Genomic DNA, 25,841 nt, shown 5'->3' with positions numbered 1-25,841 from the left:
GTATTTTTCAACGGTCGGCGTCTTTACTCCTCCACGATGACGGAGATGCCGTTGGGGATGACCACGGTGTGGGCGTCCTTGCCCTTGAGGGCGTAGGCCCGGTCCAGAGCAGTCTCCAGGTCGGGGGCGTACTCCAGCTTCATGTCCTCCACAAACTGCCTGGCGGAGGGGTCGGAGACGAAGATGATATGGTGCTTGCACATCATGCGCACCAGGATCTGGTACTCCCACTGGTCGGGGTTGGTCTGCTCCATGGGGATCTTGAGGGTCTCCTCCTGGAGCTTCTCCGGGGATTCACAGTCCTTCAGAGCCCGGTAGAAGCCCTCGCCGCCGGTGCCGTCGTTGCAGCGGGAGCAGATGATGAGCACGGCGCCGGGAGCGGCGGCGGACTCGGCGGCGGTCAGGCCCTTGACGCTCTGGTACATGTTCTGATCCAGGGGCGCGCCGCCGTTGGAGGTGATGACCACGTCGCCCCGCTTCTGGGGCTTCACCCGGCAGTAGCCCTTCAGGAACGCACAGCCAGTCTCATGGGCCTTGACGTAGTTGCCGGCAAAGGCGGCGACTACCTTCTTGTCCTCGTCGATGATGACGTTGACGATGTAGGCCAGCTTGGCCTGCCGGGCGGCGTCCACCATGTCGATGTGCAGGGGGTTGCCCTTCAGCACGCCGGTGCGGGCGCAGTCGGAGGCGATGAACTTGGCGCAGTGGTTGCCCAGCACCGTCACCTGATCGCACACGCCGGGCAGCACGCTCTTGCGGCCGCCGGAGAAGCCGGCGAAGAAGTGGGGCTCGATAAAGCCCTCGCTGACCAGCAGCTCGGTCTCGGCCGCCACCTTGTCGATGACCAGCCGGGCCCCGGAGGGCAGCACGCCGATCTCCACGTTGCTGGCCGGGTCCTGGCTGTCATGGATGACGATCTTCTCCTCCGCCACGATCTTTTCGCCCAGCTTTTGGATGAGCTCGTCCTTGCTGGTGGGGCGGTGGAAGCCGGTGGCCACCAGCAGGGTGATGTCGATCTCGGGGCTGCCCTGCCGCAGCTCGGCGAGCATGAAGGGGATGATGTGCTTGCTGGGCACCGGACGGGTATGGTCGCTGATGATGATGGTGCAGGTCTTTTTGCCCTTGGCCAGCTCGGACAGCTTGGGAGAGTCGATGGGCTTGGCCATGGCCTCCAGCACCAGCTCGTCCTCGCTCTTCGTCGCCTTCAGCTCGCCGATCCCGGACTCCAGAACCTCCACGCCCTCCAGGCTCCGCACCCAAGGTATCCCGCTGGTTCCGTACGCGATTTGCATGGTATTCCTCCTTTAAAAAATTTGAATCGCTCTGCCGGCAGAACGAGACATCTGTTCTGATTGGTCCCACCTATTTTTACTTTATAAGTTTAACACAATATGGAGCAGATGCAAGAATTTTTGAATCATTTTATAGATTTCTCCATTCCTTACAATTTGAAACACTAATTTTTGGCGATTTATTGAAAAATGAGATTTGCACCTAATTTGTGCTGGACAATATGATGAAAAAAGAATAAAATACTACATAAATTGGTGGAACCAATGGTAGAAAGCAGGACAAGTAGAAAGGAGGCCGTAAAATTAAAAATTGGTAGCGTCAATACTGCTGTGGGAAAAGAGATGAGCAAAATTTTGTTTCGCAAATATAGTGATGCGATATAATAAGATCGGCGATTATCCCATATATTGCATATTGCTACTTAAAATTTTGCGGTTTGCTCATCCCGATGAAGGAAAGAAGAGGAGGAACATCTCGTGGGAGAAATTATATTCAGGGGGATTTTGGCGCTGCTCCCCATCATATGGCTGATTGTGGCACTGACAGGGCTCAAGATGGCGGGCCACAAGGCCTGCGTGGGAGCGCTTATTATTACGATTCTAGAATCCCTGTTTCTGTGGAAAATGCCGGTTATAGACTGCGCCACCTCCGCGCTGGAGGGCTTCGCATCTGCTCTTTGGCCCATTATTTTGGTCATTATCGCGGCTATCTTTACCTACAATCTATCCCTGAAAACTGGGGCCATGGATGTTATCAAGCAGATGCTCACCGGTGTCTCCGCCGATAAGCGTGTGCTCGTGCTTCTCATCGGCTGGTGCTTCGGCGGCTTTATGGAGGGAATGGCCGGTTTTGGAACGGCCATCGCCATTCCTGCCAGCATGTTGGCGGGAATGGGCATGAATCCGATAGCGGCTTGCTTGGTGTGCATGCTGGCTAACGCATTCCCAACCGCTTTTGGTTCGGTGGGTATTCCTACCGTTACTCTGGCAAATGTGACCGGGCTTGACGCCCTACCTCTTGCTTTTACCACTGTGGTGCAAATGATTCCCTTCATGATTCTGGTGCCTTTCCTGATGGTTATTGTTGGCGGCGGCGGAGTTAAGGCCCTTAAGGGCGTGGTTGGCATTACCTTGGTCTCCGGTGCCTCTTTTGTGCTCCCGCAGCTTATTGTCGCCAAGTTCACCGGTCCAGAACTGGCTGTTATCGTGGGTTGCGTGGTCAGCCTAGGTTGCACCATTCTTATGGCCCGGAGCCGCAAAAACGCGGAGGTGCCCGCTGAGTACAATATGCGCGCTGAGGGTGTCCATGGGAAGATTGATGGCCGGAAGGCCTTGGCCTCTTGGCTTCCCTTCATTCTCATCTTCATCCTGTTGTTGATTACTTCTAAGTTGGTAAGCCCTATCAACAGCGCCTTGGCGGGCTTCTCCACCTCTGTCAAGATCAGCACCTCGGCTAATGCGGGCAAAGCATCCTTCAGCTGGATTAACACCCCCGGCATTTGGATTTTTGTGGCGGCCATTATCGGCGGTGTTGTCCAGAAGGCCAGCGCTAAGGTCATGTGGGAGACGCTGGTCGCCACCGTCAAACAGATGTCCAAGACCATTGTGACCATTATGTCGGTGCTGGCCGTGGCAAAAATTATGACCTACTGCGGTATGATCAACGATATGGCCACTTTCTTTGTCTCTATCACTGGTAGCTTTTATCCCTTTGTGGCCCCCATCATTGCTGCGTTGGGAGCTTTCATCACTGGCAGTGGCACCAGCACCGAGGTGCTCTTAGGCAGTTTGCAGACCGCTGCGGCGCAGCAAATAGGTGTATCCGAGTTCTGGCTGGCGGCGGCAAACTCCACCGGTGCTGGTATAGGCAAAATTCTATCTCCTCAGTGCATTGCCACCGCGGCTGCGGCCGTGGGCCTGATTGGCCAGGATTCTAAGCTACTGGGCGGCATTATTAAATGGGCTGTTCTGGAACTGGTTATCGCCTGCTTAGTCGTGGGCTTGCTGGGCGGTATTCTTACCCCGATTCTGGGTATTTGAGTATTGTATAAAAACCTGCCGCGGAATTTTTGTTCCGCGGCAGGTTTTTTATGTGTTGAGACGGGCTTCGAGGCACGGGAGTCGTGAGGGACAGCCGGTTCCGGCTTCGGGGATGCCGCAGAGGCTGTCCCTCCGGGACGATTGCCGATTTAGCGGCAGTGGTCACAAGAGCCCAATTGGAAGGAAGCGCACTCGGTGGAGGTGCAGTCGGTGACCTTGGGATCGCAGCAGCCCACCTTGATCTCGTTCAGAGAGCAGTGGTTCTGGTCCTTGCAGTGGAAGGCGCAGGTGGACACGGTGCAGGCGATGCTGGGATTGGCATGTCGATTCTGATTCATTTGAATTTGACCTCCTTTGTGTGGTACAGAACTAGTATGCACACCGGTTGGGGCCTTATTCAGACAAACCCTCCTTGGGAGAACATTCCTCCTGGACCACCTGGGGAATAAAGCGGCGGGCAAATCGGCCCTCGCCCCGGGACTTGACGTAGAGATAGCCAATGATGGAAAAGACTACCGCGCCAATAAAATTGACGAACAGGTCCTTCATCGTGTCCAGGATACCGATGTCCAGGTAACCGCCCAGGCCCAGAGAGGTCTCAGCGCCGTCCGCTGTGACGACGATGACGTCGGTGATGCCTTTGATAGCCGTGGGATGGTTGCCGCCCGCCGGGTCCAGCATGACCGAGGAGATGGTGTGCACCACGGTGTCCTTCTGCATATCCAACAGGAAGAACTGGTCCATGGTACACTCAAAGAACTCCCACAGTACACCGATGGTCATGGAGAAACAGAAGGCCACGAGGGCCAGAAACAGGGGAGACAGCTCAATGGAGAAGCGCTCACTGCGGTTCAGAATATCCACCAGGGCGAAGCCGATGGCGGCACAAAGGAAGCCATTCAGGGTGTGCAGCATGGTATCCCAGTAGGGAAAGGTGATGTAGTAGGCCTGAATCTCCCCCAGAATCTCAGCAGCAAAAATAAACAGGAGGATGATGACCTCCAGGGTGTCCGGCAGATCAATATGTATCTTACGCTCAAGAAAGGTGGGCACCAGAAAGAGAATGAGGGTCAGAATACAGAGGAAAAAGTTTTCAAAGTTGCCGTTCAGGAACTGCGCGACCATCACTACAAGGACCATGGCCCGCAGGATAAAGTACAGGGTGGCGACGCCCTTTTTCTCCTTGATCTCCTGCCGCAGTGACTTGTAGTTGGGATCATCCCATTTCCGTTGTTTCATAAGTAGGTATCCTTTCGACCGAAATATATAGAGTAAAACATTTTACCACGGATTCCTCCCGCGTGCAAGGGACTGGCCCGGCGCGCATAGAATGGAAGAGAGGTGATCAATGTGGATTTGCGGAACAATCAGATCTTGGTGGGGGAATTGCTGGACGATCCGGCCTCCCGCGCAGTCTTTCAAAAGCGGTTTGGAAAATTTCTCAACCACCCCATGGTGCCTGCAGCCAGGGGCCTGACGCTGAACCAGCTCATCGGCTTTGCCCAGGTGTACTTACCCAAGATGGTCATCAACGAGACCCTGCGGGAGCTGCGCAATCTGTGAGGAGAGCCGGACGGGAAAGCTCCGTCCGGCCCTTACTTTTCCGGGAGAGAGTGCCGGGCGCCGCGGGCGGGCAGACGGCGGTACCACATCAGCGCGTCCGTGGTGCCGTCCCGGCGGAGCACAAAGACGGAAAAGCCGATGTCCAGCGCCAGGAACAGGGCGGCGGGGAGGGTGACCGCCTGCGGGATGCGGGAGACCAGCTCCGCCGCGAGAGGGTGGACCAGCCGGACGGCGATCAGGCCCAAAATGCCCCAGAAAAAGGAGAAAAGCAGACAGACCCTGCCGTGGAGGTTCAGAGGAAGATGGGAATAATCCCAGAAGGAGACCCCCAGCACCCTGTCATAGAAGAGGTCCATGAGGTACTCCGCTCCGGTGGCGGACAGGGCGGCCCACAGAAACAGCAGCCAGGAATTGGAACGGGCGGCGGGCAGGGCCAGCATCAAAAGCACGCCCAGCCCGTACACCGGGCAGAGCGGCAGGAAATAGAGGCATTTTCGATCCCTTTTGGGATTATGGGTGATTCGCGCGAAGACCACCTCCACCAGGAAGCCCAGAAAGCTGTAGAGGACAAAATACCAGAACCATGCCGCCATCAAAAGCGATTCCCCCATTCCATGCTGTATCCCTTAGCATGGGCGGGGCGGACCAAATCATGCGGTGTATTTTTTGGCAGGCCGCTATCGGTCGAAAGTGACGATTACAGCCCGTCTGCGGGCGGAAATTTGTCGGGTTGCCTCTTGTCTGGGGGTGGGGCTTGTGATAAAATAAGGAAAATTCAAAAGGGGACAGGGAAGAAATGCGGCATCTCATCGATTTTGGAGATTTGTCACGAGCGGAGTGGGAGACGTTGTACCGTCGGTGCAGCGATATCATGGACCACCCCGCTGATTTTTTGGACGCATGCCGGGGAAAGGTGATGGCCAGCTTATTCTATGAGCCCTCCACCCGGACCAACTTTTCCTTCCAGACCGCCATGCTGCGGGTGGGTGGCACGGTGTTCGGCTTTGCCGACCCCAACTCTTCCTCCGTGGCCAAGGGCGAGACCCTGAAGGACACCATCAAAATGGTGTCTGGCTATGCCGACGTGGTGGTCATGCGCAATCCAAAGGAGGGCGCAGCCAAGGCGGCTTCCCTCTACTCCCACGTCCCGGTCGTCAACGCCGGCGACGGAGGCCACATGCACCCGACCCAGACCACCGCCGACCTGACCACCATCACCCGTCTTCGGGGCGGGGTGGACGGGCTGTCCGTGGGCCTGTGCGGCGACCTGAAGAACGGCCGGACCGTACACTCCCTCATCAAGGCCATGGCCAAGTTCGACGGCATCAAGTTTTTTCTGATCTCCCCCCGGGAGCTGGCGGTGCCCGAGTATATGCGCGCCTTTATGCGGGAGAACGGCATGCGGTTCACCGAGGTCACCGGCCTGGAGTCGGTCATCCCCTCGCTGGATGTGCTGTATATGACCCGCATCCAGCGGGAGCGCTTCGTGGACCCGCTGGAATACGAGCGCAACAAGGGAATCTACATCCTGACCCGGCGGAAGCTGGACCGGGCCAAAAAGGACCTGCTGGTGATGCACCCACTGCCCCGGGTGGATGAGATCACGGTGGATGTGGACGACGACCCCCGGGCAGTCTACTTTGAGCAGGCCCGCTACGGCATGTTCGCCCGCATGGCCCTGTTGACCGACCTGGCCAATCAGGAACGTCTGACGCCGGACCCGGTGGAGATCGGTACCCGGCCGGTGTGCTCCAATCCCCGGTGCATCACCCAGACCGAGTTGTACCTGCCGCCTCTGGTGAAGGAAAACAGCGGCGTGGATTGCTGTGCCTACTGCGACGCTGCGCTGCGATGAAAAAAAGCACGTATGGTGAAAAAAGGATTGACAAGCCGGCAGGATTTATGCTAATATACTATGGCTGACATTCCTTGGAGTGCCGCTCCCATGCGGGTGTAGTTCAATGGTAGAATCCCAGCCTTCCAAGCTGGTCGCGTGGGTTCGATTCCCATCACCCGCTCCATACGCGCCTGTAGCTCAGGTGGATAGAGCAACTGCCTTCTAAGCAGTGGGTCAGGGGTTCGAGTCCCTTCAGGCGTGCCATTTGCACCGTCTCCGCAAGCCTATGGTGGGTGTAGTTCAGTTGGTAGAGCATCGGATTGTGGTTCCGAGTGTCGCGGGTTCGAGTCCCGTCACCCACCCCATAAATCTCAAGGCAGAAGGGCCGGAGCGTCCGCTCCGGCCCGTTGCTTTGGAACCAGCCTGATGGGGTGTAGCCAAGTGGTAAGGCACGGGACTTTGACTCCCGCATTCGCTGGTTCGAGTCCAGCCATCCCAGCCAAAAACGGCACGCATTTTTACCGGAGACGGGAGAAAGTGCGTGGTGATATAGATATGTGACCCGTTAGCTCAGTCGGCAGAGCACCTGCCTTTTAAGCAGGGTGTCCGGAGTTCGAATCTCCGACGGGTCACCACGTCGGAGCAAGCTACATATCGCTTGCTCCGACTTTTTTAAAAGTCAAAGCGTGCTTATGCCGCTGCTCCTCCTTTCCAAACCGAACCCGCTGCGCCGGGCTTCGGTTTAGTTTCGGTTTCGTTTTGGTTGCGGACCTGAAAGGGTCAGCATCTATACTGTTTGGGCTCCGCTGTGCGGCGCCGGGGTCTGCTGCCGCCTCAAGTGACCGGTAGCGCCCCAATGGTTTGGCATCCGGAGCATCGGAATATCACACACCAGAGCACATTGCCCTTCAGCAGTAGAGAACCGATTTTGGAACATACCTTTGTCAAACATGCGCCAGCCCGCACTTGTTCGTATCAAGTCTGATCCGATGGGATCATGCGGTTGAGTAAATCCACATTTCCTCGCAGGCGCTCATTTTCCGGTTCCAGGGCAAGCGCCGCCTGTGCTGCCTCCAGAGCCTGCGAAAAGCGACCGGTGTGATAAAAGGCGACGGCGCGCAGATCGTAGGGCAGACTGCCCCACGGGGCGGCTTCACAGATATAGGTCCGGGGGCGGTGGGTGATGGACAGAGCGCAGCCGGTGAAATAGAGGACCCCGTCCCACGCCTCCTGTTCATACAGCAGCAGCGCCAAGTCGATGTAGGGCTCACGCAGGTGGGGCGCCTCGGCCACCGCCCGAAGATACCAGCCCCGGGCCGGGCCTGGCTCCCCCAACTGAAGGTAGGCCTTGGCCATATACCGCATGGAGGCCGCCCGCTCGTCCCGCCAAACCGCTTTGGGCATGGCCAGGTGGCGCTGCAGGGTGGAGATGCAGTCCTCCCAGCGCCCATGGTAGAGGTACTCCCGGCCCAGATAGTGGACGTTCCGGTCGTCCTCCGGGTCCTCCGCCACGGACAGCTCCAGCAGCGGCAGGTACTGCCCTCTGGATTTGGAGGGGTCCGGGTGATGGTCAAGCTGCACCCCCTCGGCCGTTACCATAGGTCCGGGCGCTCCTTCTCCCACCCAGACGAGCACCTCGTGGACCGGGTGGACCCAGCGATACCCGTGTCGGACGTGTATCTTCTCGTACCAGAACACCACGCCTTCCGAGCCGTCGGGGTTGAAAGACCAGGTATAGCGGTACGTGGCCTGCCCCGCGCCGGGCGTCCAGGCATCCTCCAGACGCTCCCGCCAGCCGGGCTGGAACACTTCATCCAGATCGGTGCATACACAGATGTCCGCATCCTCCGGTACCAGCTCCAAGGAGCGATTGCGCGCGGTGTCGAAGCGCCAGGGGGAAATCACTTCCACCGTTACCTCGGCGCCCCGGTTCCGCAGCTTTTCCACGGTCGCATCGGACGAGCCCGTGTCCAGCACCACGACCCGGTCCGCCTCTGACATGGAATCCATCCAGCGATCTACAAACGATTCCTCGTTTTTGCAGATCGCATAGACGCAGACAGAATAGTTCCCCATACATTCCTCCTGTTAAAAAGGGGAGCGCTGCTCCTCTGAGGCAGCGCTCCCAAGCCGGCTTTCGGCTGCGGCTTTAATCCGTCGAGAAGGACACGTCGTCCAGATCGGCAGACTGCCCGCCTTCCGCAGTGACCGCGAAGCGCACCCGCGCCATCGTGGCTCCGGCGGGCGCCTGGCCCGTGATCCCGCGGTAATAGGCAAACTCCCGGTTGTCGTTGGTCAGATTCTGGCTGTGGATGGAGATGGTCAGCCCGCTCTGGCTGTCTCCTTGTGCGTTCATAAAGGTGACAGTGGCCTCTATGGCGACCTGTGCTCCCTCTCCACGGGCAAAGAAGGAGAAGTCAAAATAGCAGCCACCGGTGATTCGGATGTCTTGCCACAGTTCACCGCCGTTCGTCAGATTGACGGCAGAACTGCCGGTGTGGACCCGGCCCTGAGCGGTCACCCTGGATATCCTTTGCGCATCGTTGGTGTTCCAATTGGTGGGTACACTGCCTGTGAACTGCTCCATTCCCCCGTTCAGGACCATTTCACCTGTAGAACGGCAGGGGCAGACACAGGTGCCGGTGGGGCCGGTGGGTCCGATGGGGCCAATCGGGCCAGTGGGGCCGGCAGGACCGGTAGCGCCCGCAGCACCCGTCGCCGCGCCGGTGGGGCCGGTAGGACCGGTGGCGCCCGTGGCGCCCGTCGCGCCGGTGGGGCCGGTAGGACCGGTAGAGCCGTTTATTTATGCACAACATTAGCTTTTGCTTTGCGGTGAGTAGAAAGCCCGTCATATCGCCTTGCTCTCAATCACCGTAATTATGTTGTGGTTATTCTCGATGTAATCAATAATTCGCTGGTACTCGTCGGCAAAATTGAAGTCAACCGTTATTTCCCCGTTCTCATGCACCCAAACCGCTTTGATAAGTTCAACTACAATTCCTCGGTTTAGGCTCTGAATGTTTTTATATTTCAGAAAGGCGGTTAGATACGGGTCGTCGGCTCCGATACCGTCAGCCATGATTTGCATTTCCTCTTTCAGATAAGAGATATTCGCTTCAAGCTGCTGTATCTGTTCTGCAATCTTGCCTTTCAAGCGGCGGTATTCTTCTTTTGTGATTTCGCCGCTTTTCCAATCGAGGTACAAGCTGTCGGAAGCGTCATTGTACTGTTTTAGTTGCTTTTCTGCCTGTTTCAATGAATAGGATAACCGTTTGTTTTCCCTGTTGATTACAGGCGCGTTGTTGATACGTTCAATTTCTTCTGCAAGCTGATCTACAAGGGCAATTTGCATTTGCAAAGCTGCCAAAACCGCATTTTCCAATTTATCCTGCCGGATAGAATGTTTGCTGCAAATCTTTTTGTCTGTATAGCTGCGGCAAGAATAGTAGGCGATATTGCGGGCGGTTTTTCGCCGCATGGCTTTTTGACAGTCTGCGCAACGGACAAAGCCGGACATTAAATAGACTTCCTGCTTGCCCGGTGCCGTTCTTGTGTCGCGCTTATGTAGGGCTTGCGCTTTCTCAAATGTTTCTCTGTCAATGATCGGTTCGTGTGTGTTGGGGACGACAAACCATTCATCTTCCGGGACGCTGATCTGCTTATGGACTTTGTAGCTGATAACGCGGTTTCTGCCCTGTACCATTACGCCCGTATAGATTTCGTTCTGCAATATCCTTGCAATCGTGCTGGCAGACCATAGCCCGTCATTTTTGCCGGAATTAGGATTGTTGTACTTCAATCCTTTTTTCTTTTTGTAGGCTTCGGGGTTAGGCTCTCCCATTTGATTAAGCCTTTTTGCAATCCCCATTTTGCTGTACCCCTCATTGACAAACCAATGATATATGCTTTTCACAACTTCCGCTGCTTCTTCATCTACCAATAGGCTGTTTTTGTCGTTCGGGTCTTTTTTATAACCATAGGTGGCAAATGCACCGATGAACTCGCCGCGCTCCCGTTTCATCTTGAAAGTTTTGCGGATTTCTTCGGAAGTGGTGGCGGCAAACTGTTCATTGAACATTCCCCTTATAGGTACTTCAAGTCCGCTTGCTGAATGGGGGTTAGCGTAGGTATCAATGAATGGCGTGCCTGTGCAAATAAACCTTGCGCCGTTAATCGGTATGAACTCCTCCAAAAACTTCTGCTGGTCGGCAAGGTTGCGGAAACCGCGTGCAAGGGATTTGATAATCATGCAGTTTACTTCTTTGCGGACAATACAGCCCTCAAGCCGTTTGAAGTTTGGTCGCGCTGTGTCTGTGCCTGTCAATCCGTCGTCGGCAAACACGTCTACAATGACAAAAGTACCCGGCTCAAAATAGCTGTCTACAAAGTCGCGGAGTATCTTTTCTTGATTGATAACACTCTCGCTTTCGTCCTCGTTATCGTCCTCTTTGGATAGTCGAATGTATAGCCCGATTTTCCAAAACGGCTCTGCGTAACTGCGTGCCGTTTTGTCTTTGCGTATGCGGGGCATAATACCTCCTTTCCCCCTATAATTACGGGTCTATTATACCATTTTAGCCCCATAATCACAAGGTCTTTACCCTTTGGGGCAGGGAAAGTAGGCAAGTCATTTCAGACTTAAAAAGTAGTCGCACAATGATTGTTTCAATGTTTTATCCTCTGCTACAAACCGTATTTTTACGGGTGTGTCGTCGCAAAGAAAACAGTAAGGATTTACGATCTGCTCAAAGTAACTTTGCATTTTCTTTGCTGCTGGCAAAGAACTGTCGATATGGATATTACGAATGTCAACCAAAGTGCTGCGGTCTACCTGTGTTATATCAACGCTTCTCATTTGTTGAAGCTGTACCTTGTTAATCATCTTCTTTCCCTCCCGGTATAGCGACATAATACAGAATATGCGCTCCGGCTTGTACGATATGAGAAATAAGGCAGAAACGAACGGCTGTCAGCGGCAGCACCGCGGGAGTTTCACCCCTGCTCATTTAAGGCAGCTTTACCCAATGCCTGCGACGCTCTTAACGCTCGGACTATGGCTATAAAGGCGTTTCGTCCCGCCTATATGTCGTCGCCCACAAGCTGCTAAACCTGTTTTGCAGCGCGGTATTTCTCGCTCGGCTTTCCCTGTGTGAAAAGCGGTCATGGCGTACCCGCTGTTCGGCTCGATATAAGCGGTATGTATTCGTTTGCCTGTTATACTGCGCCGCCGTTGTCTTGCGGGCTTTCTTTGACAAGGAACAATAAGGCTTTGTCAGCCTGTAAAAGCATACCGTTTCCGATATGCTTTTACGGAACGACAAACAGCCCATAACGGGAAGCGTGGAAAGGGGTACACGCTCCCCGCATGGGCTTAAAGAGTTAGCCTACATGAAACGCAAGAGTGCGGGTAATAAGGCGCACTTGCAGCCTGTTACGCATTTCTTCGTCCACATAGGAGTAAGTATTGCCCGCGTCGTCTTTCAGCGTTCGGGTACAAAGTTTCGCTATGTAACCCTCGTAATGCTTCAAGATCGCGCACATGGCGTTTGTGTCGCCGTTTGCCGCTGCGGAAATGACAGGGAACGGCAACAGATTTTCAGATTTCCTAACGGTGTTCATCATCTGCTTTTCCCTCCAAATACTGTTTGATCTTCGCAAGCGCGGATTTCCTATGCCGGAAAACCGTCGTGCGTACAACATTCAGCAGTTCGCCAATTTCCGCGTCGCTCATATCCAAGAAGTAGGACAAGAGAACAATATCGCGTTTCCTTTCGGGCAAAGCGTTAAGGGCTTCGGCAAGCAGTTCATTTTTGACGAGTACATCAAAGCCGGACACTTGAAAACGGAAATAATCGCTTTCGTATTCGTCCGTCGTGAAAAGCTGCGCGAGTTCGCTTTCGCTCAAATCCGAAAAAGTTACTTCGCGGGCTGCGCGTCTGGCAAGAGTGCGGCGGTAGCTTTTCGCTTCGCCTACCAAAGTTTTCTTTGCTAATGCGTCGTACTGATGTTGTATTCTTTCCTTGTCGGAAGAAGATAGCTCCATAGAGTTCACCTCCTTCCCGCGTGGAGTAGAGGACGGGAGTAAAGGCTTGTCCTCTCTGCCCCTTTCGCTCCGTACCCGTTCGGGAGATGGCTCTTTGTTGCTCCTTTCAAAAATAAATTGAAATAAGCAAAATGCGCCCGTCCGCAAGACGCGGACGAGCGCAAAGGAAATGTAAGAAGTATTTAGATGTATTGACAGTTCATACTCATAGCTGAAATATCCCGCTGGCGGATAAAGGCTTTTTTTCGTATGTAAAAGATAGTCGAATTATGTCGTAAGAAAAGTAACACGGCGATACCTCCTTGATACCGCAGCGTTTTTCATAAAGTCGTCGTATATCTGTAACGGCGGCTCTTTATTGATAGCCACCATAAAATGCAAAAGCCGATAATCCGCGCCCAAAAAAGGCTTGCGGGTTATCGGCTCTGCGTCTATGCGTCTGGCTCTTAACTATTCAACTAATCTACCTTTATCCATTTCGTGAACAGTATCACATAACATATTTATATCTTCCGAATTATGAGAAACAATGATAATGGTCTTACCTTTACTTTTGAAATCTAACAGCAATTCCCTTATCTCGGAAACTCCTTCTTTATCAAGCCCATTCATAGGTTCGTCTAAAATCAAAATATCCGGGTTTTCCATAATAGCTTGTGCCAATCCCAATCGCTGTTTCATACCAAGAGAGTATTTCCCAACGTGTTTTTTATCATCGGGGTTCAGCCCCACAATTTCTATTGCTTTTCGGATTTCCTCTTTTCCGATCACTCTGCGTAATGACGCTAAGTATTCAAGATTTTTATACGCGCTTGCATTAGGGAGAAAGCCCGGTGCTTCGATAATCGCTCCAATATTTTTAGGAAAATCAATATCTTTCCCTATAATCTTCCCGTCAACCAGCACCCGCCCGGTATCCGGGTGAACAAAACCGCATATTGTCTTTATCAATACAGTTTTACCCGAGCCGTTTCTTCCAATAATTCCATGTATTTTTCCCATTTCAAATGATATATTTATATCTTGAAGAACTTGATTTCCCTTATATGATTTATTCACATTCTCTACGCAAATAATGTTTTCCATTATCACACCTCCTATGTATTCTTCGGGGTTTCCGCTGGATTGTGTTTTTTCAAAAAAACTATTGTAATCAATACGCTTAAAGCAGTTATCAAAAGCGATAGAACTGTTTTCCAAACAACTGTCATGGTTTGATCTTCGATTGCCATTCCCCAATAGGGAATGAGGTATTTGCTTGTTACAGGAAAAGTAGTACCTATAATCACCATAATTCCCTCTATGATAAGATACAGTATCAACACCGCTTTTGCCGATCTAAAAATAAGAAGTGTGGCAACAGAAGCGGAAATTAGCAGTAAAATATGCGCGGAAAAGGTCAATGCAAAGCCGATAATTTGATGAAGCTGCAAACTATTGTTAAATCCTAAAAATGTGGTTAATATCATTGCCATCGCTATATAGGCAAGCGTTGAAATAACCATTGCGATATATCGCTTGAAAAACCATTTTTCAAGGCTTATTTCTCTTATTACTGTAAAAGTGCTTAATTTGCCTGTTCCCGCAATCATAAACAGATTACATATCATAATAGGCGGCATAACACAAATATTCCAACGCACAATTCCTATAACATTTGACAACAAGCCGCCGGACGGAACAAAGCCGCCCCAAATATCAATAACCGTTTTCCCCTCGGCAGTCGCCGTTAATAAGCAACACATAAGAAGATAAAAAGTACATATTGTAGGAGTAAGTGTTCTCTCGATGATTTTTCTGTTCATTGCTTACCCCCGACTGTAATTCTGAAATCATACCGCTTTATTGCGTGTAAAATCATAAGCACAAGCAGCCCTATGATTACGCCATAAATAATGACTGTTTGTGGTATAGAGTTATATCGTTCATCTGACCCAGCCCCGATATTATGAAACATGAGTAGGCTATTGCTAAAAAGCGAAAGATTGATCCGGCTCGGTGTTACGGATAATGCCGTTAGTGTATAGCTGACAATATGCACCAACATAACGGCTGCATAGCTTAACATTCGTGATATTTTCAAATTAAGCCAAAATACCAGCAAACTCATAAGCGTTGCATAAGAAACGCTCAAAATATAGATAAGAACAGCGGAAAAGTACGGGGATAGGTTATTAAGGATATACGCATAGGGAAAATAGACATTGCTCGATAGGGATAGAGCAGACGTTGTATCGTTTGCAATGATATATAGCGGTTCACTCCAAAGATTGCCCCCATACGCGTTTTCCGCTATAAACAATGCTCCCGCCGCATAAACAATCAAATAATAAATCGCGCAAATACATACCAAGTATAAGATTTTTCCCGCAATCCATTTTTTCCTTGATATTCTTAACAGCGTATATGTTTCACTCTCTGAGGTAAACGGTATATCTGATACCAACACCAAAACTGCAAGAAATAATGCTACGGGCGCGTACAGATCGCAATTAGAATAAGTAATGCTTTCAAAAACGCAAAGCGGTTTTCCTATCGTTTTGGAAAAGTCCAAAAAAGATATTAAACTCACAATCTGTATGACAATTCCAGCAAAAACAGCGATATATATTCGCGGGGAACATAGCGAGATTTTCAACTGATGACTGCAAACCCTAAACATCTTTTAACCTCCTCTTTACGCCCCACCAAAATACGCAAATCGCGGCGGCTAATAATATCCCTTGATAAATAAAGGGGTATGGTAAACAGGGGAGAAAATCGGCAAATGCCGTTAGCATATTTACAGGGCTTAAAAGTAATAGGCTGCCCGTTTTATATAAAATGAGATGTAGGGAAAAATATAGGGCAAATGGGGTTGCCAATGCGACATATTTATTGGGGATAAAGGCAGAAATACATAACCCGATATTTGACCATACCGCCCCAAATAAAAATGAAAGCAAAAGTAGCAGGAACACAACAAGTAATCCGCCCCATATAAATTGAATATTTGCAAAAATCCCTTCATCTAAAAATGTTTGATACCCCAAATTGTTTTCCAATGTGTTAGGCTTAAAGCATATCACCATAAGAAAATCCGTCAAAAAGGTTGGAACGAAAACTGCCAAGCCGCCCGCAATCGTAGAGCATAAAACCGTTTCTTTGATATAGCGTTTCTTCTCAATACGGCTTAAAATAGGTTTGATATATCCGCTGTTGTAATCATCACAAAATAAGGTGGTAGCGGGAAGTACTGCTAAAATCGGTGCAAACAGCCCGAAACCGCTTGTTGCGTCAGTTACGAATATTTCATTCAGAAATGTTGTCCCTATATCAGAAAAATTGATTGCACCGTATTCTATGTAATACCAAATATAATGAGTGATGTGGAACTTGAGAAGCAGGATTAACCCCAACAGAACGCTTATCAGCATAGCAGGAGAAAATATCGCTGCGTGTAATCGTATGGACAATGAAGTTTTCAAAAGTTATTCCCCCGTCTACCTTGAATTAAATCCCCTGTTACTGCGTCGATAGCTATAATGCGATCTCGATACCGATTTTGCTGTTCTTCGTTTTCTCCCACAATAAAACGCCATGCTGGTCTTATATACGCTTTCCCATCATCAGCATTGACAACGATGTATTCCAATGTAATCTCATTTACAGTTAGAGTGCTATTGTCAAACTCTTGGAAAGAGATTTGAAAAATACTATCCTTTAAGGACTCAACTGCTTTGTCAACAGAAATAATAGGGTCTGTGAGGATTGTATTTCCGACTTCATAAAGACAGCCAAAAACCTTTTGTACTCCGCTATCGTCCACCAAAAAATATATATCGTTAAATGCAGTAATGGTTGTGTTGTCAATCTCTTGTTTATAAACAATTTTATAGTAAGGGTGTCGCCCATTTGTCCCATAGGCAAAAATATAATCAACTTGATATTCGGTTCCGTTTGCTATCTGGTCCATAATTTTATTGCACATAGAAACTGCTTCATCAGCGGAAAGCGTCATAGGTGATTGTTCAATTGAGGATAAGATATTATCGTCAATTGGGTATAAATCGACATAGCGGTATTCCAACGAAAATGTAGTCTGTTCCGCTACACTTTCACCAGCAAGAAAATAGCCTGTTTCATACAAATAATAATCTCCTACTTTGTTTGATAGTCGAAGTTCCCATACGTCATTTCTTGCGTCATACTCTGCGTCTGCGGCTTTATCCCCTAAAACTGATGTGAACAGCGATTTTCTAAAATTATCTGTAATTGGTAATGAGACATACTGATATTGCTGGACATTCTCAACATTTTTAGTGGTAACAGTAGCATTCAAAATAATTTCTTCGCCATTTGTTGTAGTCAAAGTTTCCTCTACCATTTTGCCATCAGCACTATGCACCAGTTTGAGATTAGCAGACAAATCGTTACTATTGACACTATTCTGTTCGTCCTTTGGGGTCAACTGTGGATTTAAGGGAACAGCAGATTGAGCGCTTTCAGAGTTTATGGTGTTGCTCGGAGTCGGTTGGCAAGATGTAAGCATAAGCGTGTAACAAAGAATCATTGTTATCAATACAATCATTTTTCGTTTCATAAAACCCTCCAATAGAAAATGGGGTGATGAGATAACTGTATTTGCATCACCCCAATTTATCATAAATTTACTTTTAGCTTTAATGCCTATGTTTATTTTGTATTAGATAATGGCATTGAGACAAAATCAGGATAGAGTCAATTTGAATTTTTAAGCTTACAATTTGCATAACTACAGTACAGTTTAGTCAAGAAATTCAACACTATTAGCTATACAGGTAATTGTATCATCAGAAACAACAGCACTATCAAATTCAAAGGCTACATAAACAAGTTTATCGCTATTATACGAGAGAATGCCATAATTTGTTTTAGAAACTCCCTCCGAGTCAGGCGTAGTAGAAAACACCGGAGAGTAATATATGTCAGTAGTTGCGGTTTCGCTTGTGTCCGACTCTTTAACAACAGTGTATGTGTTTTTAACATCAAATCGATAGTCATTTCCAAGTGCAATTTGATTATAAACGGCCATTAGTTCATCTTCTGCTTCTTCGTCGATTTCAAAGATGTTGTAACCAACAGCACCAATACATTTATTATCTTCGTCATAAATGCCAACACGAGCCCAAGTACCACTATATAGATAAGTATTTTTCTGAGAGTCAAATTCACCTATAGACCATTTTTCAGGGAATGCAACCTGAATCTTAAATGGTGTTATTTCAAAAATATCCTTATTGTAATCAGTTTTTTCAGCATCACTTTCGGGAAAAATCATCTCATGCAGAATATAACCATTGGGCAGATCAGCGGAAACTTGAGAATTGTTGGAAAACTGAGAATTAGGATTATTTTGTGTGCAGGCACTAAGCATTAGCATAATCATACCGGAAGTAAGCAGCAAGCTTATGAACGCATAAATTTTTTTCATAATGATACCTCCAAAAAATTGTATTAACATAGGGTGAATAAAGATATATATAAACAGAGCCAACAACCCCTATCGGGTTATTGGCTCTGCGTCTATGCGTCTGGCTCTTTCACAATAGTGATATTCATTTTTTGGACATTTATTAGGGTTTCATGTTTGCATTTCGGACAAAATAAGGGGTAGTGTTCCATAACTGTATCTGCTCGTATTTTATCGCGGGTTTTGTTCCCGCACACCGGACATATAATCCACTTGCTGCGGTCAAGGCTATTCATAATAACTCATAGGGTCAACAGCTACATTGTTTACAAATACCGCAAACGATAAGCAGTACCCTGTTGCCGTTCCAGATCGTCCGATTGTCCCTATCCTTTCTCCTGTTTTAACCGTATCGTTTACAGTTATTGAAACATTCTCCAAGTGTCCGTAAATAATTTTTATATTGTTATCGCTTTCTATGACAACGTAATTTCCATACTCCCTATCCATTCCACTTTCAATTACTTGCCCTTCAACAGCAGCAAATATTTCATCACCTTTCTCTCCTTTGATATTGATATGATCGCTCATTTTTCCCGAAGATGATTGATAACCAAATACTGTTGATATTTCATTGCTGGTTGTGGGCCATGCCCATTCGGTGGCTGTGGCTACTGCTTTCTCGTTTATAGACGAAACATCAACATTTGGGACAGATACATTGGCTGTTTGCGGTTGCCCTACATCAATCTTTACTCCATAAGCAGAAGTCATAAAGCCTGCACATAAAGTAAGGATTAAAATGGAAGCAGTAACCATGCTTACTATGGTAAAAGGTTTTGTTTTCATAATAGCTGTAATTCTTTCTTCTGACACATTGATCGAGAACTCGCTAAACATAGCCAAAGGTACGCTACGTCTTTCTTCCATAGCTATTAGTAAACGGGCATAGCTGGCTCTTGCGGTTTTCCCATTTTTTCTAACAACAAATTCGTCGCAAGAAAGTTCCATATCCCGATTTAAGAAGAAATACATAAGCCATACCAGCGGATTAAACCAATGAATACAAACGGTAACAACAGCAACTATTTTAAGCAAACAGTCAAAACGCCGAATGTGCAAGTATTCATGCAGCAGTATGTAATTCAATTCTTGGCGGTTATCAAAATCGGTGTTTTTAGGCAATAGGATTATAGGCGAAAAAATACCGTATGTTAGGGGAGAAGAAATATTGTCGCATTGTTCAAAACGGATTTTCCTTTTTATCTTATGAGTTTTAACCCACTCTGAAATATAACTGTTTCTGATCGGGCGCGAATGACGCAACTTTTTTATACAGCAAAAATATGCTGTTGCAAATATCAGCAAACAGAGAGTAGCACCGATAAAATATATTATATGTTCAACGGATAATGCCCCCATGTCTTGCGGCGTAACCTTACTTCCGAGCGTTAAGTGAGTACTATTTGAAAGCGGCAACAGACGCGCAATAGGACTTTCGTTAAGCGCACCTTGGAGAGCAGCATTTCTATTTAACAGAGAATACACGCTAAAAGCCGAGGGAATAGAAAAAGGTATTAACAGCCTTATTACGGCTATCCCCCATAATACTAAAAAAGTGCTTTTTGGAAGTCTGTTTACAGTCAAAAGGCGCAAAAGGAAAATCAACGTAATGAATATAGAGCCGGTGAAACTCATTTGCAGTAAGCTCATATCAATCACCTCACTCTAATTCGTCAACTATTTGTTTCAATTTTTCGATCTGTTTGGAAGATAAAGTTTTTTTCCCCAACAAAGCAGCAAACAATTTATCGGCTGACCCGTCGAATATTTTATCAATCAGTTCGTTTGTTTCCCTTTTTTGTACCGCTTCTTTTGAAATTAAGGGGCGGCACATAAAGTTAGGTTCTGACCGCTCTATTGCGCCTTTGTTAATGCACCTTTTGATTAGGGTGTAGGTTGTATTCATATTCCAGCCGACTTCTTTTTTCAAAACATCGGAAATATGCTTTGCCGTACATTCTCCCTCACGCCATAGGACAGACATTACTTTTAATTCAGAATCGAAAAGTTTATTATCCATAACATATCACCTCATTCACACGACAGTAGTAGTGTATAAAAATATACTACCACAGTCGTGTGAAAAAGTCAATGCTACTGACATAGTTTTATGTAAACTCTTTATGATGATTTCAAATAAACAAAGCAGCAACCTTGCCTTTGCAAAGTCGCTGCCTATTTATGCTGTTTGGCTCTGCGTCTATGCGTCTGGCTCTGTGATAATTGCCCTTTGTTATATCTTTTTGCCTTTATGGAAGCAATGTGATATCAACAAGTTGCTCTGCCCATATCGTTAGAACTGTTGCCGGTTCTCCCGTATATGTTATCTCTACACGGTCACCAAGCGAATATCCATCAGCAGATTGTCCGTCTGGTAGATCAATCCCGTACCCGCGGCTATATTTCAGGGCCTTATCCTCGTCCAAACGAATTCCTATATGATTTGCGTATGGGTCGATTGCAATGATTTCACCTGTAATAGTGTGGACAGAGTTACTGTTTTGCTGTGTTTTATTGACTAATGCTTGCAGGCATTTCGCGTAATCCTCCGCAGATATATTTTCCGAACTGATTACGAAAGCAACATCATCTTGCAAGAATTCAACGTAATAACATTCTGCTCCGTTTTCATTTTTGTAATGGAAAACAGCCAATTCTCTACCATTGATATCTGTAAACTTGAGTTCGTCCTCGCTTAAATCAAAAACATCAGAAGTGTGCTTAAATACTTTTGAAAGGACAATATTGATGCTCTGCGTCCCATCGGAATTTCGGAACACAACAGAATTTCCATCGTAATAAATATCACGATCTTCTGACTTGAAAATGCCAAAATTTTTGCTCTGGAGTGTAAGGTAGGGGAGCGTTTCTGTAATCGGGAGAGATGTATCAAAATATGTGAGCAGTTCTTCATAAGACATTGCAGTATAATCGTCTGCCGCAAGAGCAATGTTGCTACTTACGGCGTTAGGAGCGGCAATTTCATTGATGTTAAGATTTATGACTTGCTCGGTATTGTCCGACTGATCATCCGGGTTTGTAATTATTGGTGGATTATGATCAATAACTCCATTCGGATTATTCTGCGGTGTAAAACCTTGCTGACTTAAATAATTTGGGAGAATAGAAAAAGTAGCGAAAAGCACAACTGCAAGGCACGCTGCTATACAGCCCCATTTTATCCAAACGGGCTCTTTCTTCCTTACTTGAAAATCGGCAGCTTCTTCAATGTGCCGATTGCTAATATTGCCAATAGCATACGATATGATCTTTTTATTCATATATCATAACCCTCTTTCTTTAGATGATTTTTCAGCTTATCCCGTATTCGAGAAAGGCGGACAGATACATTATTGTTGCTAATATGGAACATTCCCGCAATATCCGATATGCTATCCGAATACCAATAGCGGCGCACAAACATCACTCGGCTCTCTCTATCTAAAGTATCAAGAAAGCAATCTATCTGTTTTGACAATTCATTTGCAGCAATTTCCTGCTCTACGGTTACAGAGGAAGAAATGCAGTTATCTAATTCTTCCAATGCTACATCATAATAACTGTTGCGTTTAATTGAAGTATTTGCATGGTATTTTGCAATAGAGATATTTCGGACAATGCGGAAAATATATGTTCGTAGCGGGTTAGGCTTTTCGGGGGGGATGGTATTCCACGCTGCAAGATATGTATCATTGACACATTCCTCTGCGTCAAGATCATTTTTCAAAATATTCCTTGCAATCCTGCTGCAAACTGTTCCATATTTTGCCGATAGCTCAACGATTGCCTGTTCCACGCGCGCAAAGAACAATTCAATGATTTTGCTATCTTCCAACAAAGTATCACCCTCCTTTCATCTATGTACTATGGATTTAATCGAAAATCTTACACTATAAGAAAGACGTTTTTCAAAAATAAATAAAGGTTTTATTTTCTTCTCCCGTCAACGGGCTTTTCCGCGTCTTTTGGTATCAACCAAACGCGGCTAAACTTCACCGCTCCGGGTATGCGGTTGCTCTCACAAAGTTTCTGTACCCGCCTTTCGGAAATGCCCCATTTTGCCCCTGCTTCCGCACATGACATATATTTCATTGTGCAACCGCCCTTTCTTTCTTTGACATATCACTATATATTATATACGGTCAAACGAACAATAACAATAGACAGGGCGTAAATAAAAAGAATTATTTAAGCTAATTATAGGAATTATATAGGCATATCCAAGAAGAAAGGTGAACAGTAGAATGTAGTAGGGTGAATGAAAATGGCGAAAAGACCTGTACCGTTATACGATTTTAAGGCTTTCGGGGCAGCCATAAAAGCCGCGAGAAAAGAATACGGCGAGAGCCGGAAAAAGGTAAGCGACGAGTTATATATTTCCCCGCGCTACCTTGCGAATATCGAAAACAAGGGACAACAGCCAAGTTTACAGGTGTTTTATGACCTTGTAACCCGGTATCATATTTCGGTAGATCAATTTTTCTTCCCGAACAGCGACGCGGAAAAATCCACCAACCGGCGACAGCTTGACGCGCTGCTGGACGGTATGAGCGATAAAGGCATACGGATTGTAACCGCAACGGCAAAGGAAATTACGGAAGTTGAAAAGACAGAGGGCTAACCTCTTTTATACGGGAAATACAGGATTGCAGCGCATGGCGGCTGCAATCTTTTTTTGCGCCTAAAATCAAGGGGACGCGCAACAAATACCGCCTTTCGGTAGGGGTATGGAGTAGATAGCAAGCACAGCAAACGAGTACCCGTTTGCGAAAAATGCTTGTTGGGATAGTCCCAAACCCTTATACCGAAAGGCGGCGCGAGAATGGAAAACCGAAAGAGAAACATACAGATGAAGTTTTACGTTACGGAAGAAGAAAAGCGGTTGATTGACGAGAAAATGAAGCAGCTACCAATCCGGCAATACGGCGCATACCTCCGCAAAATGGCGATAGACGGATATATCCTTGTCATTGACCGAAGCGACACAAAAGCATATATCCGGGAACTGCAAGCGATGAGCCGGAACATCAACCAGATTGCCAAACGCGCCAATGCGACGGGGACGGTTTACAGGCAGGATATAGAGGACATTAAAAAGGCGGTGGACGAGATATGGCGGTTACAAAGACGCACCCTATTAAATCAACCTTAAAGGCTGCGATAGACTATATCTTAAATCCCGAAAAGACAGACGGGAAGCTGCTTGCGTCCTCTTTCGGCTGCGGGCTGGAAACCGCCGATATAGAGTTTGCATGGACGCGGGAAGCTGCCGGAGATCGCGGCACCCATTTAGGGCGGCACTTGATACAATCCTTTGCGGTGGGCGAAACCACGCCGGAAGAAGCGCACAAAATCGGCATGGAACTTGCCAAAGAGATTTTAGGCGGCAAGTATGAGTTTGTTTTGACAACCCATGTCGATAAAAACCACTTGCACAATCATCTGATTTTTAATGCGGTCAGCTTCGTTGACTACAAAAAGTACCATTCCAACAAGCAAAGCTATCACTTTATCCGGCGCACCAGCGACAGGATATGTAAAGAGCATGGGCTATCCGTCGTCGTGCCGGGACAGGACAAGGGAAAAAGCTATGCGGAATATACCGCCGAAAAGCAAGGTACAAGCTACAAAGCCAAATTGAAAACGGCAATAGACACCCTCATTCCCCAAGTGAAAGATTTTGACGAACTGCTGCGCCGTTTGCAGGAAATGGGGTATGAAATCAAACAGGGCAAATATATTTCTTTCCGCGCCGCCGGACAGGAACGGTTTACCCGCGCAAAGACGCTGGGCGCGGCCTATACGGAAGAAGCGATAAAGGAGCGTATCAAGGGCGTATATATCGCCAAGTCAAAACCGCTGCGGGAAGATAGGAAAATCCGGCTTGTCGTCGATATTGAAAACAGCATTAAAGCCCAACAGTCGGCGGGCTATGAACGGTGGGCGAAAATCCATAATCTGAAACAGGCCGCAAAAAGCATGAACTTCTTGACCGAAAACAAGATTGAGTATTACAGCGACCTTGAAAGCAAAATCGCGGATATTATGACCGCCCATGACACGGCGGCAAAGGCGGTTAAGGAAGTAGAGCAGCGTATGTCCGATTTGTCGCTGATTATCAAGCACACCACCACATACCGACAGTTGAAACCGATTTACGAGGAATACAAGAAGTCGCGGGACAAGGAAAAGTATCTGCGGGGGCATGAAAGCGAAATTATCCTGTTTGAAGCTGCGGCAAAGGCATTAAAGGAAATGCAGATAAAGAAGCTGCCCGATCTCGCCGCGCTGCGCAAGGAGTACAGCGGCCTAAACGACAGGAAAAGCAAATTGTATGAGGATTACCGCCAAGCGAAAAAGCAAATGCAGGAGTACGGTATTGTCAAAAAGAACGTGGATAGTATTCTTTACCCGTCCCAAAGCAAGGCGCGGGAGCAGGAGCGATAAGAGGTTACAGTAGAAAAAGTCATAATTTTATTATAAAATAGAATTGCCCGGAAAGGAGTACCGCAAATGGATAACGACAAATTGCAGCTTTTTGAAAACAAAGCAATCAGAACGGCATGGGACGAGGAAAAGGAAGAATGGTATTTTTCCGTCGTTGATGTTGTCGCGGTTTTGACCGACAGCCCAAATCCAAATAACTATTGGAAAGTCTTAAAAAAGCGGCTGAAAGACGAGGGAAATCAGTCGGTTACATCTTGTAACCAACTGAAATTGAAATCGCACAAGGACGGGAAACGCTATTTGACCGACGTTGCGACAACGGAACAGCTTTTGCGTATCATTCAGTCTATCCCCTCACCGAAAGCAGAGCCGTTTAAGCTGTGGCTTGCAGAAGTCGGGCGGGAACGGATAGAAGAAACCATAGACCCGGAACAGGCCATTGACCGCGCCCTTGAAACTTACTTGAAAAAGGGATATACCCGCGAATGGATTAACCAGCGGTTACAGGCAATCCAAGTGCGGAAAGAATTAACCGACGAATGGCAAGACCGGGGCGTGAAAAAGGGCGTTGAATATGCGATACTCACCGACGAGATCACCCGCGCATGGTCGGGAATGACGACGCGGCAATACAAAAAGCTGAAAGGCTTAAAAAAAGAAAATCTGCGGGATAACATGAGTACAACGGAAATCATCTTAAATATGCTCGCGGAAACCTCTACAAAAGATATTTCCCAAGCGTCCAAGCCGGAAACCTTTGAAGAAAACATAGAGGTTGCCCGTCGCGGCGGGAATGTCGCCGGGATTGCAAAACAAGCCCTTGAAGCGGAAACGGGCAAGCCCGTTATCACTTCCCAAAACGCGGCGCAATTAAACGCCGTTGTAACGGGCATGATTGAGGGCGTTGTGGACGCGGAAAAGAAGAAAGACGAAACGGACGAATAACGGGGCTGCAAGTGGAACATTAAGGGCTGAAAACGCCTGTGTTTCTGCGGCTTCCAGCGCGGGGAAACGGCGTAGACGATAAAGTATATTCAAACCCGCAAAATCGGCTTTCTAATTGTCGACGCAAGGACAAAAAAAGAACAGGGGCGCGGCGCCGGAAATCGGCAACCGCGCCCCTGT

Annotated in this window: 29 protein-coding genes and 5 tRNA genes; 12 read left to right on the top strand and 22 right to left on the bottom strand. The window is 47.9% G+C overall.

The features are described from left to right. Positions 1–23: 23 nt before the first annotated feature. Positions 24–1,292, bottom strand: a complete 1,269-nt coding sequence (gene larA / locus BN2154_RS11035) for a nickel-dependent lactate racemase (RefSeq protein WP_050618825.1) — start codon at positions 1,290–1,292, stop codon at positions 24–26. 477 nt (positions 1,293–1,769) lie between these two features. Here larA and BN2154_RS11030 point away from each other — a divergent pair, with 477 nt between their 5' ends. Then, entirely contained in the window at positions 1,770–3,332 is a 1,563-nt protein-coding gene (locus BN2154_RS11030; RefSeq protein WP_368013994.1) for a lactate permease LctP family transporter, read from the top strand. A gap of 149 nt (positions 3,333–3,481) precedes the next feature. Here the strand turns inward: BN2154_RS11030 and BN2154_RS11025 are convergent, their stop codons facing one another. Further along, positions 3,482–3,670 (bottom strand): DUF1540 domain-containing protein, encoded by a 189-nt coding sequence (locus BN2154_RS11025; RefSeq protein WP_050618824.1) that lies wholly within the window; start codon positions 3,668–3,670, stop codon positions 3,482–3,484. 55 nt (positions 3,671–3,725) lie between these two features. Beyond that, positions 3,726–4,571: a DUF2238 domain-containing protein gene (locus BN2154_RS11020; RefSeq protein ID WP_050618823.1), complete on the bottom strand. Its 846-nt coding sequence runs from the start codon at positions 4,569–4,571 to the stop codon at positions 3,726–3,728. Between the two features lie 111 nt (positions 4,572–4,682). Here BN2154_RS11020 and BN2154_RS11015 point away from each other — a divergent pair, with 111 nt between their 5' ends. Then, positions 4,683–4,895, top strand: a complete 213-nt coding sequence (locus BN2154_RS11015) for a hypothetical protein (protein WP_050619618.1) — start codon at positions 4,683–4,685, stop codon at positions 4,893–4,895. 32 nt (positions 4,896–4,927) lie between these two features. On the opposite strand, the gene BN2154_RS11010 is transcribed toward BN2154_RS11015, so the two are convergent. Then, positions 4,928–5,488, bottom strand: coding sequence for a putative ABC transporter permease (locus BN2154_RS11010; protein WP_050618822.1), 561 nt, complete (start codon positions 5,486–5,488; stop codon positions 4,928–4,930). Between the two features lie 203 nt (positions 5,489–5,691). Between BN2154_RS11010 and pyrB the strand changes: the two genes are divergently transcribed. From pyrB to BN2154_RS10980, 6 genes are all read left to right on the top strand, one after another. Then, on the top strand, positions 5,692–6,750 hold the full coding sequence (gene pyrB / locus BN2154_RS11005) for an aspartate carbamoyltransferase (protein ID WP_050618821.1): 1,059 nt from the start codon (positions 5,692–5,694) through the stop codon (positions 6,748–6,750). 92 nt (positions 6,751–6,842) lie between these two features. Next, positions 6,843–6,916 (top strand) — tRNA-Gly (locus BN2154_RS11000). A 3-nt stretch (positions 6,917–6,919) separates the two neighbouring features. Then, a tRNA-Arg gene (locus BN2154_RS10995) sits at positions 6,920–6,996 on the top strand. Positions 6,997–7,021: 25 nt separating this feature from the next. Continuing rightward, positions 7,022–7,097, top strand: a tRNA-His gene (locus BN2154_RS10990). Between the two features lie 62 nt (positions 7,098–7,159). After that, positions 7,160–7,234, top strand: a tRNA-Gln gene (locus BN2154_RS10985). A gap of 57 nt (positions 7,235–7,291) precedes the next feature. Continuing rightward, a tRNA-Lys gene (locus BN2154_RS10980) sits at positions 7,292–7,367 on the top strand. A 340-nt stretch (positions 7,368–7,707) separates the two neighbouring features. On the opposite strand, the gene BN2154_RS10975 is transcribed toward BN2154_RS10980, so the two are convergent. The 18 genes from BN2154_RS10975 to BN2154_RS16340 all read right to left on the bottom strand — a co-directional run bounded on the left by BN2154_RS10975 (position 7,708) and on the right by BN2154_RS16340 (position 22,361). Beyond that, on the bottom strand, positions 7,708–8,808 hold the full coding sequence (locus BN2154_RS10975) for a tetratricopeptide repeat-containing glycosyltransferase (RefSeq protein ID WP_050618820.1): 1,101 nt from the start codon (positions 8,806–8,808) through the stop codon (positions 7,708–7,710). 73 nt (positions 8,809–8,881) lie between these two features. Beyond that, positions 8,882–9,337 carry a hypothetical protein gene (locus tag BN2154_RS10970; RefSeq protein ID WP_242853745.1) on the bottom strand — a complete coding sequence of 152 codons (456 nt, stop codon included), beginning with the start codon at positions 9,335–9,337 and terminating at the stop codon, positions 8,882–8,884. A 243-nt stretch (positions 9,338–9,580) separates the two neighbouring features. Beyond that, the gene (locus BN2154_RS10965) at positions 9,581–11,263 is read right to left on the bottom strand and encodes a recombinase family protein (protein WP_050618818.1); all 1,683 of its coding nucleotides are present in this window, start codon (positions 11,261–11,263) and stop codon (positions 9,581–9,583) included. A 96-nt stretch (positions 11,264–11,359) separates the two neighbouring features. After that, positions 11,360–11,614: a DUF6870 family protein gene (locus BN2154_RS10960; protein ID WP_050618817.1), complete on the bottom strand. Its 255-nt coding sequence runs from the start codon at positions 11,612–11,614 to the stop codon at positions 11,360–11,362. A gap of 497 nt (positions 11,615–12,111) precedes the next feature. Continuing rightward, entirely contained in the window at positions 12,112–12,354 is a 243-nt protein-coding gene (locus tag BN2154_RS10955; protein WP_003431293.1) for a helix-turn-helix domain-containing protein, read from the bottom strand. After that, a complete protein-coding gene (locus BN2154_RS10950; RefSeq protein WP_050618816.1) occupies positions 12,338–12,775 on the bottom strand; it encodes a sigma-70 family RNA polymerase sigma factor in 438 nt (145 codons plus the stop codon). Before BN2154_RS10950 ends, BN2154_RS10955 begins: the two co-directional genes overlap by 17 nt. 450 nt (positions 12,776–13,225) lie before the next feature. After that, entirely contained in the window at positions 13,226–13,861 is a 636-nt protein-coding gene (locus BN2154_RS10945) for an ATP-binding cassette domain-containing protein (RefSeq protein ID WP_050618815.1), read from the bottom strand. Between the two features lie 11 nt (positions 13,862–13,872). Then, a complete protein-coding gene (locus BN2154_RS10940; protein ID WP_154666684.1) occupies positions 13,873–14,580 on the bottom strand; it encodes a hypothetical protein in 708 nt (235 codons plus the stop codon). After that, on the bottom strand, positions 14,577–15,437 hold the full coding sequence (locus BN2154_RS15810; protein ID WP_154666683.1) for a hypothetical protein: 861 nt from the start codon (positions 15,435–15,437) through the stop codon (positions 14,577–14,579). Before BN2154_RS15810 ends, BN2154_RS10940 begins: the two co-directional genes overlap by 4 nt. Beyond that, positions 15,430–16,242 carry a hypothetical protein gene (locus BN2154_RS15805; protein ID WP_154666682.1) on the bottom strand — a complete coding sequence of 271 codons (813 nt, stop codon included), beginning with the start codon at positions 16,240–16,242 and terminating at the stop codon, positions 15,430–15,432. Before BN2154_RS15805 ends, BN2154_RS15810 begins: the two co-directional genes overlap by 8 nt. Beyond that, positions 16,239–17,357: a hypothetical protein gene (locus BN2154_RS15800; RefSeq protein ID WP_154666681.1), complete on the bottom strand. Its 1,119-nt coding sequence runs from the start codon at positions 17,355–17,357 to the stop codon at positions 16,239–16,241. Before BN2154_RS15800 ends, BN2154_RS15805 begins: the two co-directional genes overlap by 4 nt. 183 nt (positions 17,358–17,540) lie before the next feature. After that, positions 17,541–18,227, bottom strand: a complete 687-nt coding sequence (locus tag BN2154_RS10925; RefSeq protein ID WP_050618811.1) for a hypothetical protein — start codon at positions 18,225–18,227, stop codon at positions 17,541–17,543. Between the two features lie 92 nt (positions 18,228–18,319). Next, positions 18,320–18,502, bottom strand: a complete 183-nt coding sequence (locus BN2154_RS15465; protein ID WP_094762486.1) for a cysteine-rich KTR domain-containing protein — start codon at positions 18,500–18,502, stop codon at positions 18,320–18,322. Continuing rightward, positions 18,495–19,919 (bottom strand): M23/M56 family metallopeptidase, encoded by a 1,425-nt coding sequence (locus tag BN2154_RS15460; protein WP_094762485.1) that lies wholly within the window; start codon positions 19,917–19,919, stop codon positions 18,495–18,497. Before BN2154_RS15460 ends, BN2154_RS15465 begins: the two co-directional genes overlap by 8 nt. 10 nt (positions 19,920–19,929) lie before the next feature. Beyond that, positions 19,930–20,289, bottom strand: a complete 360-nt coding sequence (locus BN2154_RS10920) for a BlaI/MecI/CopY family transcriptional regulator (RefSeq protein ID WP_050618810.1) — start codon at positions 20,287–20,289, stop codon at positions 19,930–19,932. A gap of 229 nt (positions 20,290–20,518) precedes the next feature. Then, a complete protein-coding gene (locus tag BN2154_RS10915; RefSeq protein WP_050618809.1) occupies positions 20,519–21,550 on the bottom strand; it encodes a hypothetical protein in 1,032 nt (343 codons plus the stop codon). After that, on the bottom strand, positions 21,547–22,107 hold the full coding sequence (locus BN2154_RS15455; protein ID WP_094762484.1) for an RNA polymerase sigma factor: 561 nt from the start codon (positions 22,105–22,107) through the stop codon (positions 21,547–21,549). The genes BN2154_RS10915 and BN2154_RS15455 overlap by 4 nt, the downstream gene beginning before the upstream one ends. A gap of 89 nt (positions 22,108–22,196) precedes the next feature. Further along, a complete protein-coding gene (locus BN2154_RS16340) occupies positions 22,197–22,361 on the bottom strand; it encodes a MerR family transcriptional regulator (RefSeq protein ID WP_094762483.1) in 165 nt (54 codons plus the stop codon). A gap of 172 nt (positions 22,362–22,533) precedes the next feature. Between BN2154_RS16340 and BN2154_RS10910 the strand changes: the two genes are divergently transcribed. The 4 genes from BN2154_RS10910 to BN2154_RS10895 all read left to right on the top strand — a co-directional run bounded on the left by BN2154_RS10910 (position 22,534) and on the right by BN2154_RS10895 (position 25,661). Then, entirely contained in the window at positions 22,534–22,890 is a 357-nt protein-coding gene (locus BN2154_RS10910) for a helix-turn-helix transcriptional regulator (RefSeq protein WP_050619617.1), read from the top strand. 201 nt (positions 22,891–23,091) lie between these two features. Then, complete coding sequence (locus tag BN2154_RS10905; protein WP_050618808.1) at positions 23,092–23,421, top strand: plasmid mobilization protein; 330 nt, start codon at positions 23,092–23,094, stop codon at positions 23,419–23,421. After that, on the top strand, positions 23,382–24,716 hold the full coding sequence (locus BN2154_RS10900) for a relaxase/mobilization nuclease domain-containing protein (RefSeq protein WP_050618807.1): 1,335 nt from the start codon (positions 23,382–23,384) through the stop codon (positions 24,714–24,716). Before BN2154_RS10905 ends, BN2154_RS10900 begins: the two co-directional genes overlap by 40 nt. A 66-nt stretch (positions 24,717–24,782) precedes the next feature. Beyond that, the gene (locus BN2154_RS10895; protein ID WP_050618806.1) at positions 24,783–25,661 is read left to right on the top strand and encodes a BRO family protein; all 879 of its coding nucleotides are present in this window, start codon (positions 24,783–24,785) and stop codon (positions 25,659–25,661) included. Positions 25,662–25,841 lie beyond the last annotated feature (180 nt).

It is taken from the genome of Intestinimonas massiliensis (ex Afouda et al. 2020) (assembly GCF_001244995.1).
Taxonomy (GTDB): Bacteria; Bacillota; Clostridia; order Oscillospirales; family Oscillospiraceae; genus Intestinimonas; species Intestinimonas massiliensis.
The sequence above is the reverse complement of the archived record's forward strand: the minus strand, read 5'-3'. Positions and strand labels throughout refer to the sequence as shown.

What these genes read in the sequence shown, in the direction of transcription:
- BN2154_RS10940 (WP_154666684.1), bottom strand. Translation starts at nt 14,580, where the DNA reads ATGAACAGAAAAATCATCGAGAGAACACTTACTCCTACAATATGTACT.
- BN2154_RS10960 (WP_050618817.1), bottom strand. Translation starts at nt 11,614, where the DNA reads ATGATTAACAAGGTACAGCTTCAACAAATGAGAAGCGTTGATATAACA.
- BN2154_RS15810 (WP_154666683.1), bottom strand. Translation starts at nt 15,437, where the DNA reads ATGTTTAGGGTTTGCAGTCATCAGTTGAAAATCTCGCTATGTTCCCCG.
- BN2154_RS11025 (WP_050618824.1), bottom strand. Translation starts at nt 3,670, where the DNA reads ATGAATCAGAATCGACATGCCAATCCCAGCATCGCCTGCACCGTGTCC.
- BN2154_RS10900 (WP_050618807.1), top strand. Translation starts at nt 23,382, where the DNA reads ATGGCGGTTACAAAGACGCACCCTATTAAATCAACCTTAAAGGCTGCG.
- BN2154_RS10950 (WP_050618816.1), bottom strand. Translation starts at nt 12,775, where the DNA reads ATGGAGCTATCTTCTTCCGACAAGGAAAGAATACAACATCAGTACGAC.
- BN2154_RS10905 (WP_050618808.1), top strand. Translation starts at nt 23,092, where the DNA reads ATGGAAAACCGAAAGAGAAACATACAGATGAAGTTTTACGTTACGGAA.
- BN2154_RS10965 (WP_050618818.1), bottom strand. Translation starts at nt 11,263, where the DNA reads ATGCCCCGCATACGCAAAGACAAAACGGCACGCAGTTACGCAGAGCCG.
- BN2154_RS10975 (WP_050618820.1), bottom strand. Translation starts at nt 8,808, where the DNA reads ATGGGGAACTATTCTGTCTGCGTCTATGCGATCTGCAAAAACGAGGAA.
- BN2154_RS10945 (WP_050618815.1), bottom strand. Translation starts at nt 13,861, where the DNA reads ATGGAAAACATTATTTGCGTAGAGAATGTGAATAAATCATATAAGGGA.
- BN2154_RS15460 (WP_094762485.1), bottom strand. Translation starts at nt 19,919, where the DNA reads ATGAGCTTACTGCAAATGAGTTTCACCGGCTCTATATTCATTACGTTG.
- BN2154_RS10895 (WP_050618806.1), top strand. Translation starts at nt 24,783, where the DNA reads ATGGATAACGACAAATTGCAGCTTTTTGAAAACAAAGCAATCAGAACG.
- BN2154_RS11020 (WP_050618823.1), bottom strand. Translation starts at nt 4,571, where the DNA reads ATGAAACAACGGAAATGGGATGATCCCAACTACAAGTCACTGCGGCAG.
- BN2154_RS10970 (WP_242853745.1), bottom strand. Translation starts at nt 9,337, where the DNA reads ATGGTCCTGAACGGGGGAATGGAGCAGTTCACAGGCAGTGTACCCACC.
- pyrB (WP_050618821.1), top strand. Translation starts at nt 5,692, where the DNA reads ATGCGGCATCTCATCGATTTTGGAGATTTGTCACGAGCGGAGTGGGAG.
- BN2154_RS16340 (WP_094762483.1), bottom strand. Translation starts at nt 22,361, where the DNA reads ATGAAATATATGTCATGTGCGGAAGCAGGGGCAAAATGGGGCATTTCC.
- BN2154_RS10915 (WP_050618809.1), bottom strand. Translation starts at nt 21,550, where the DNA reads ATGAATAAAAAGATCATATCGTATGCTATTGGCAATATTAGCAATCGG.
- larA (WP_050618825.1), bottom strand. Translation starts at nt 1,292, where the DNA reads ATGCAAATCGCGTACGGAACCAGCGGGATACCTTGGGTGCGGAGCCTG.
- BN2154_RS10920 (WP_050618810.1), bottom strand. Translation starts at nt 20,289, where the DNA reads ATGGATAATAAACTTTTCGATTCTGAATTAAAAGTAATGTCTGTCCTA.
- BN2154_RS10955 (WP_003431293.1), bottom strand. Translation starts at nt 12,354, where the DNA reads ATGATGAACACCGTTAGGAAATCTGAAAATCTGTTGCCGTTCCCTGTC.
- BN2154_RS10925 (WP_050618811.1), bottom strand. Translation starts at nt 18,227, where the DNA reads ATGAAAAAAATTTATGCGTTCATAAGCTTGCTGCTTACTTCCGGTATG.
- BN2154_RS15465 (WP_094762486.1), bottom strand. Translation starts at nt 18,502, where the DNA reads ATGAATAGCCTTGACCGCAGCAAGTGGATTATATGTCCGGTGTGCGGG.
- BN2154_RS10910 (WP_050619617.1), top strand. Translation starts at nt 22,534, where the DNA reads ATGGCGAAAAGACCTGTACCGTTATACGATTTTAAGGCTTTCGGGGCA.
- BN2154_RS15800 (WP_154666681.1), bottom strand. Translation starts at nt 17,357, where the DNA reads ATGAAACGAAAAATGATTGTATTGATAACAATGATTCTTTGTTACACG.
- BN2154_RS11010 (WP_050618822.1), bottom strand. Translation starts at nt 5,488, where the DNA reads ATGGCGGCATGGTTCTGGTATTTTGTCCTCTACAGCTTTCTGGGCTTC.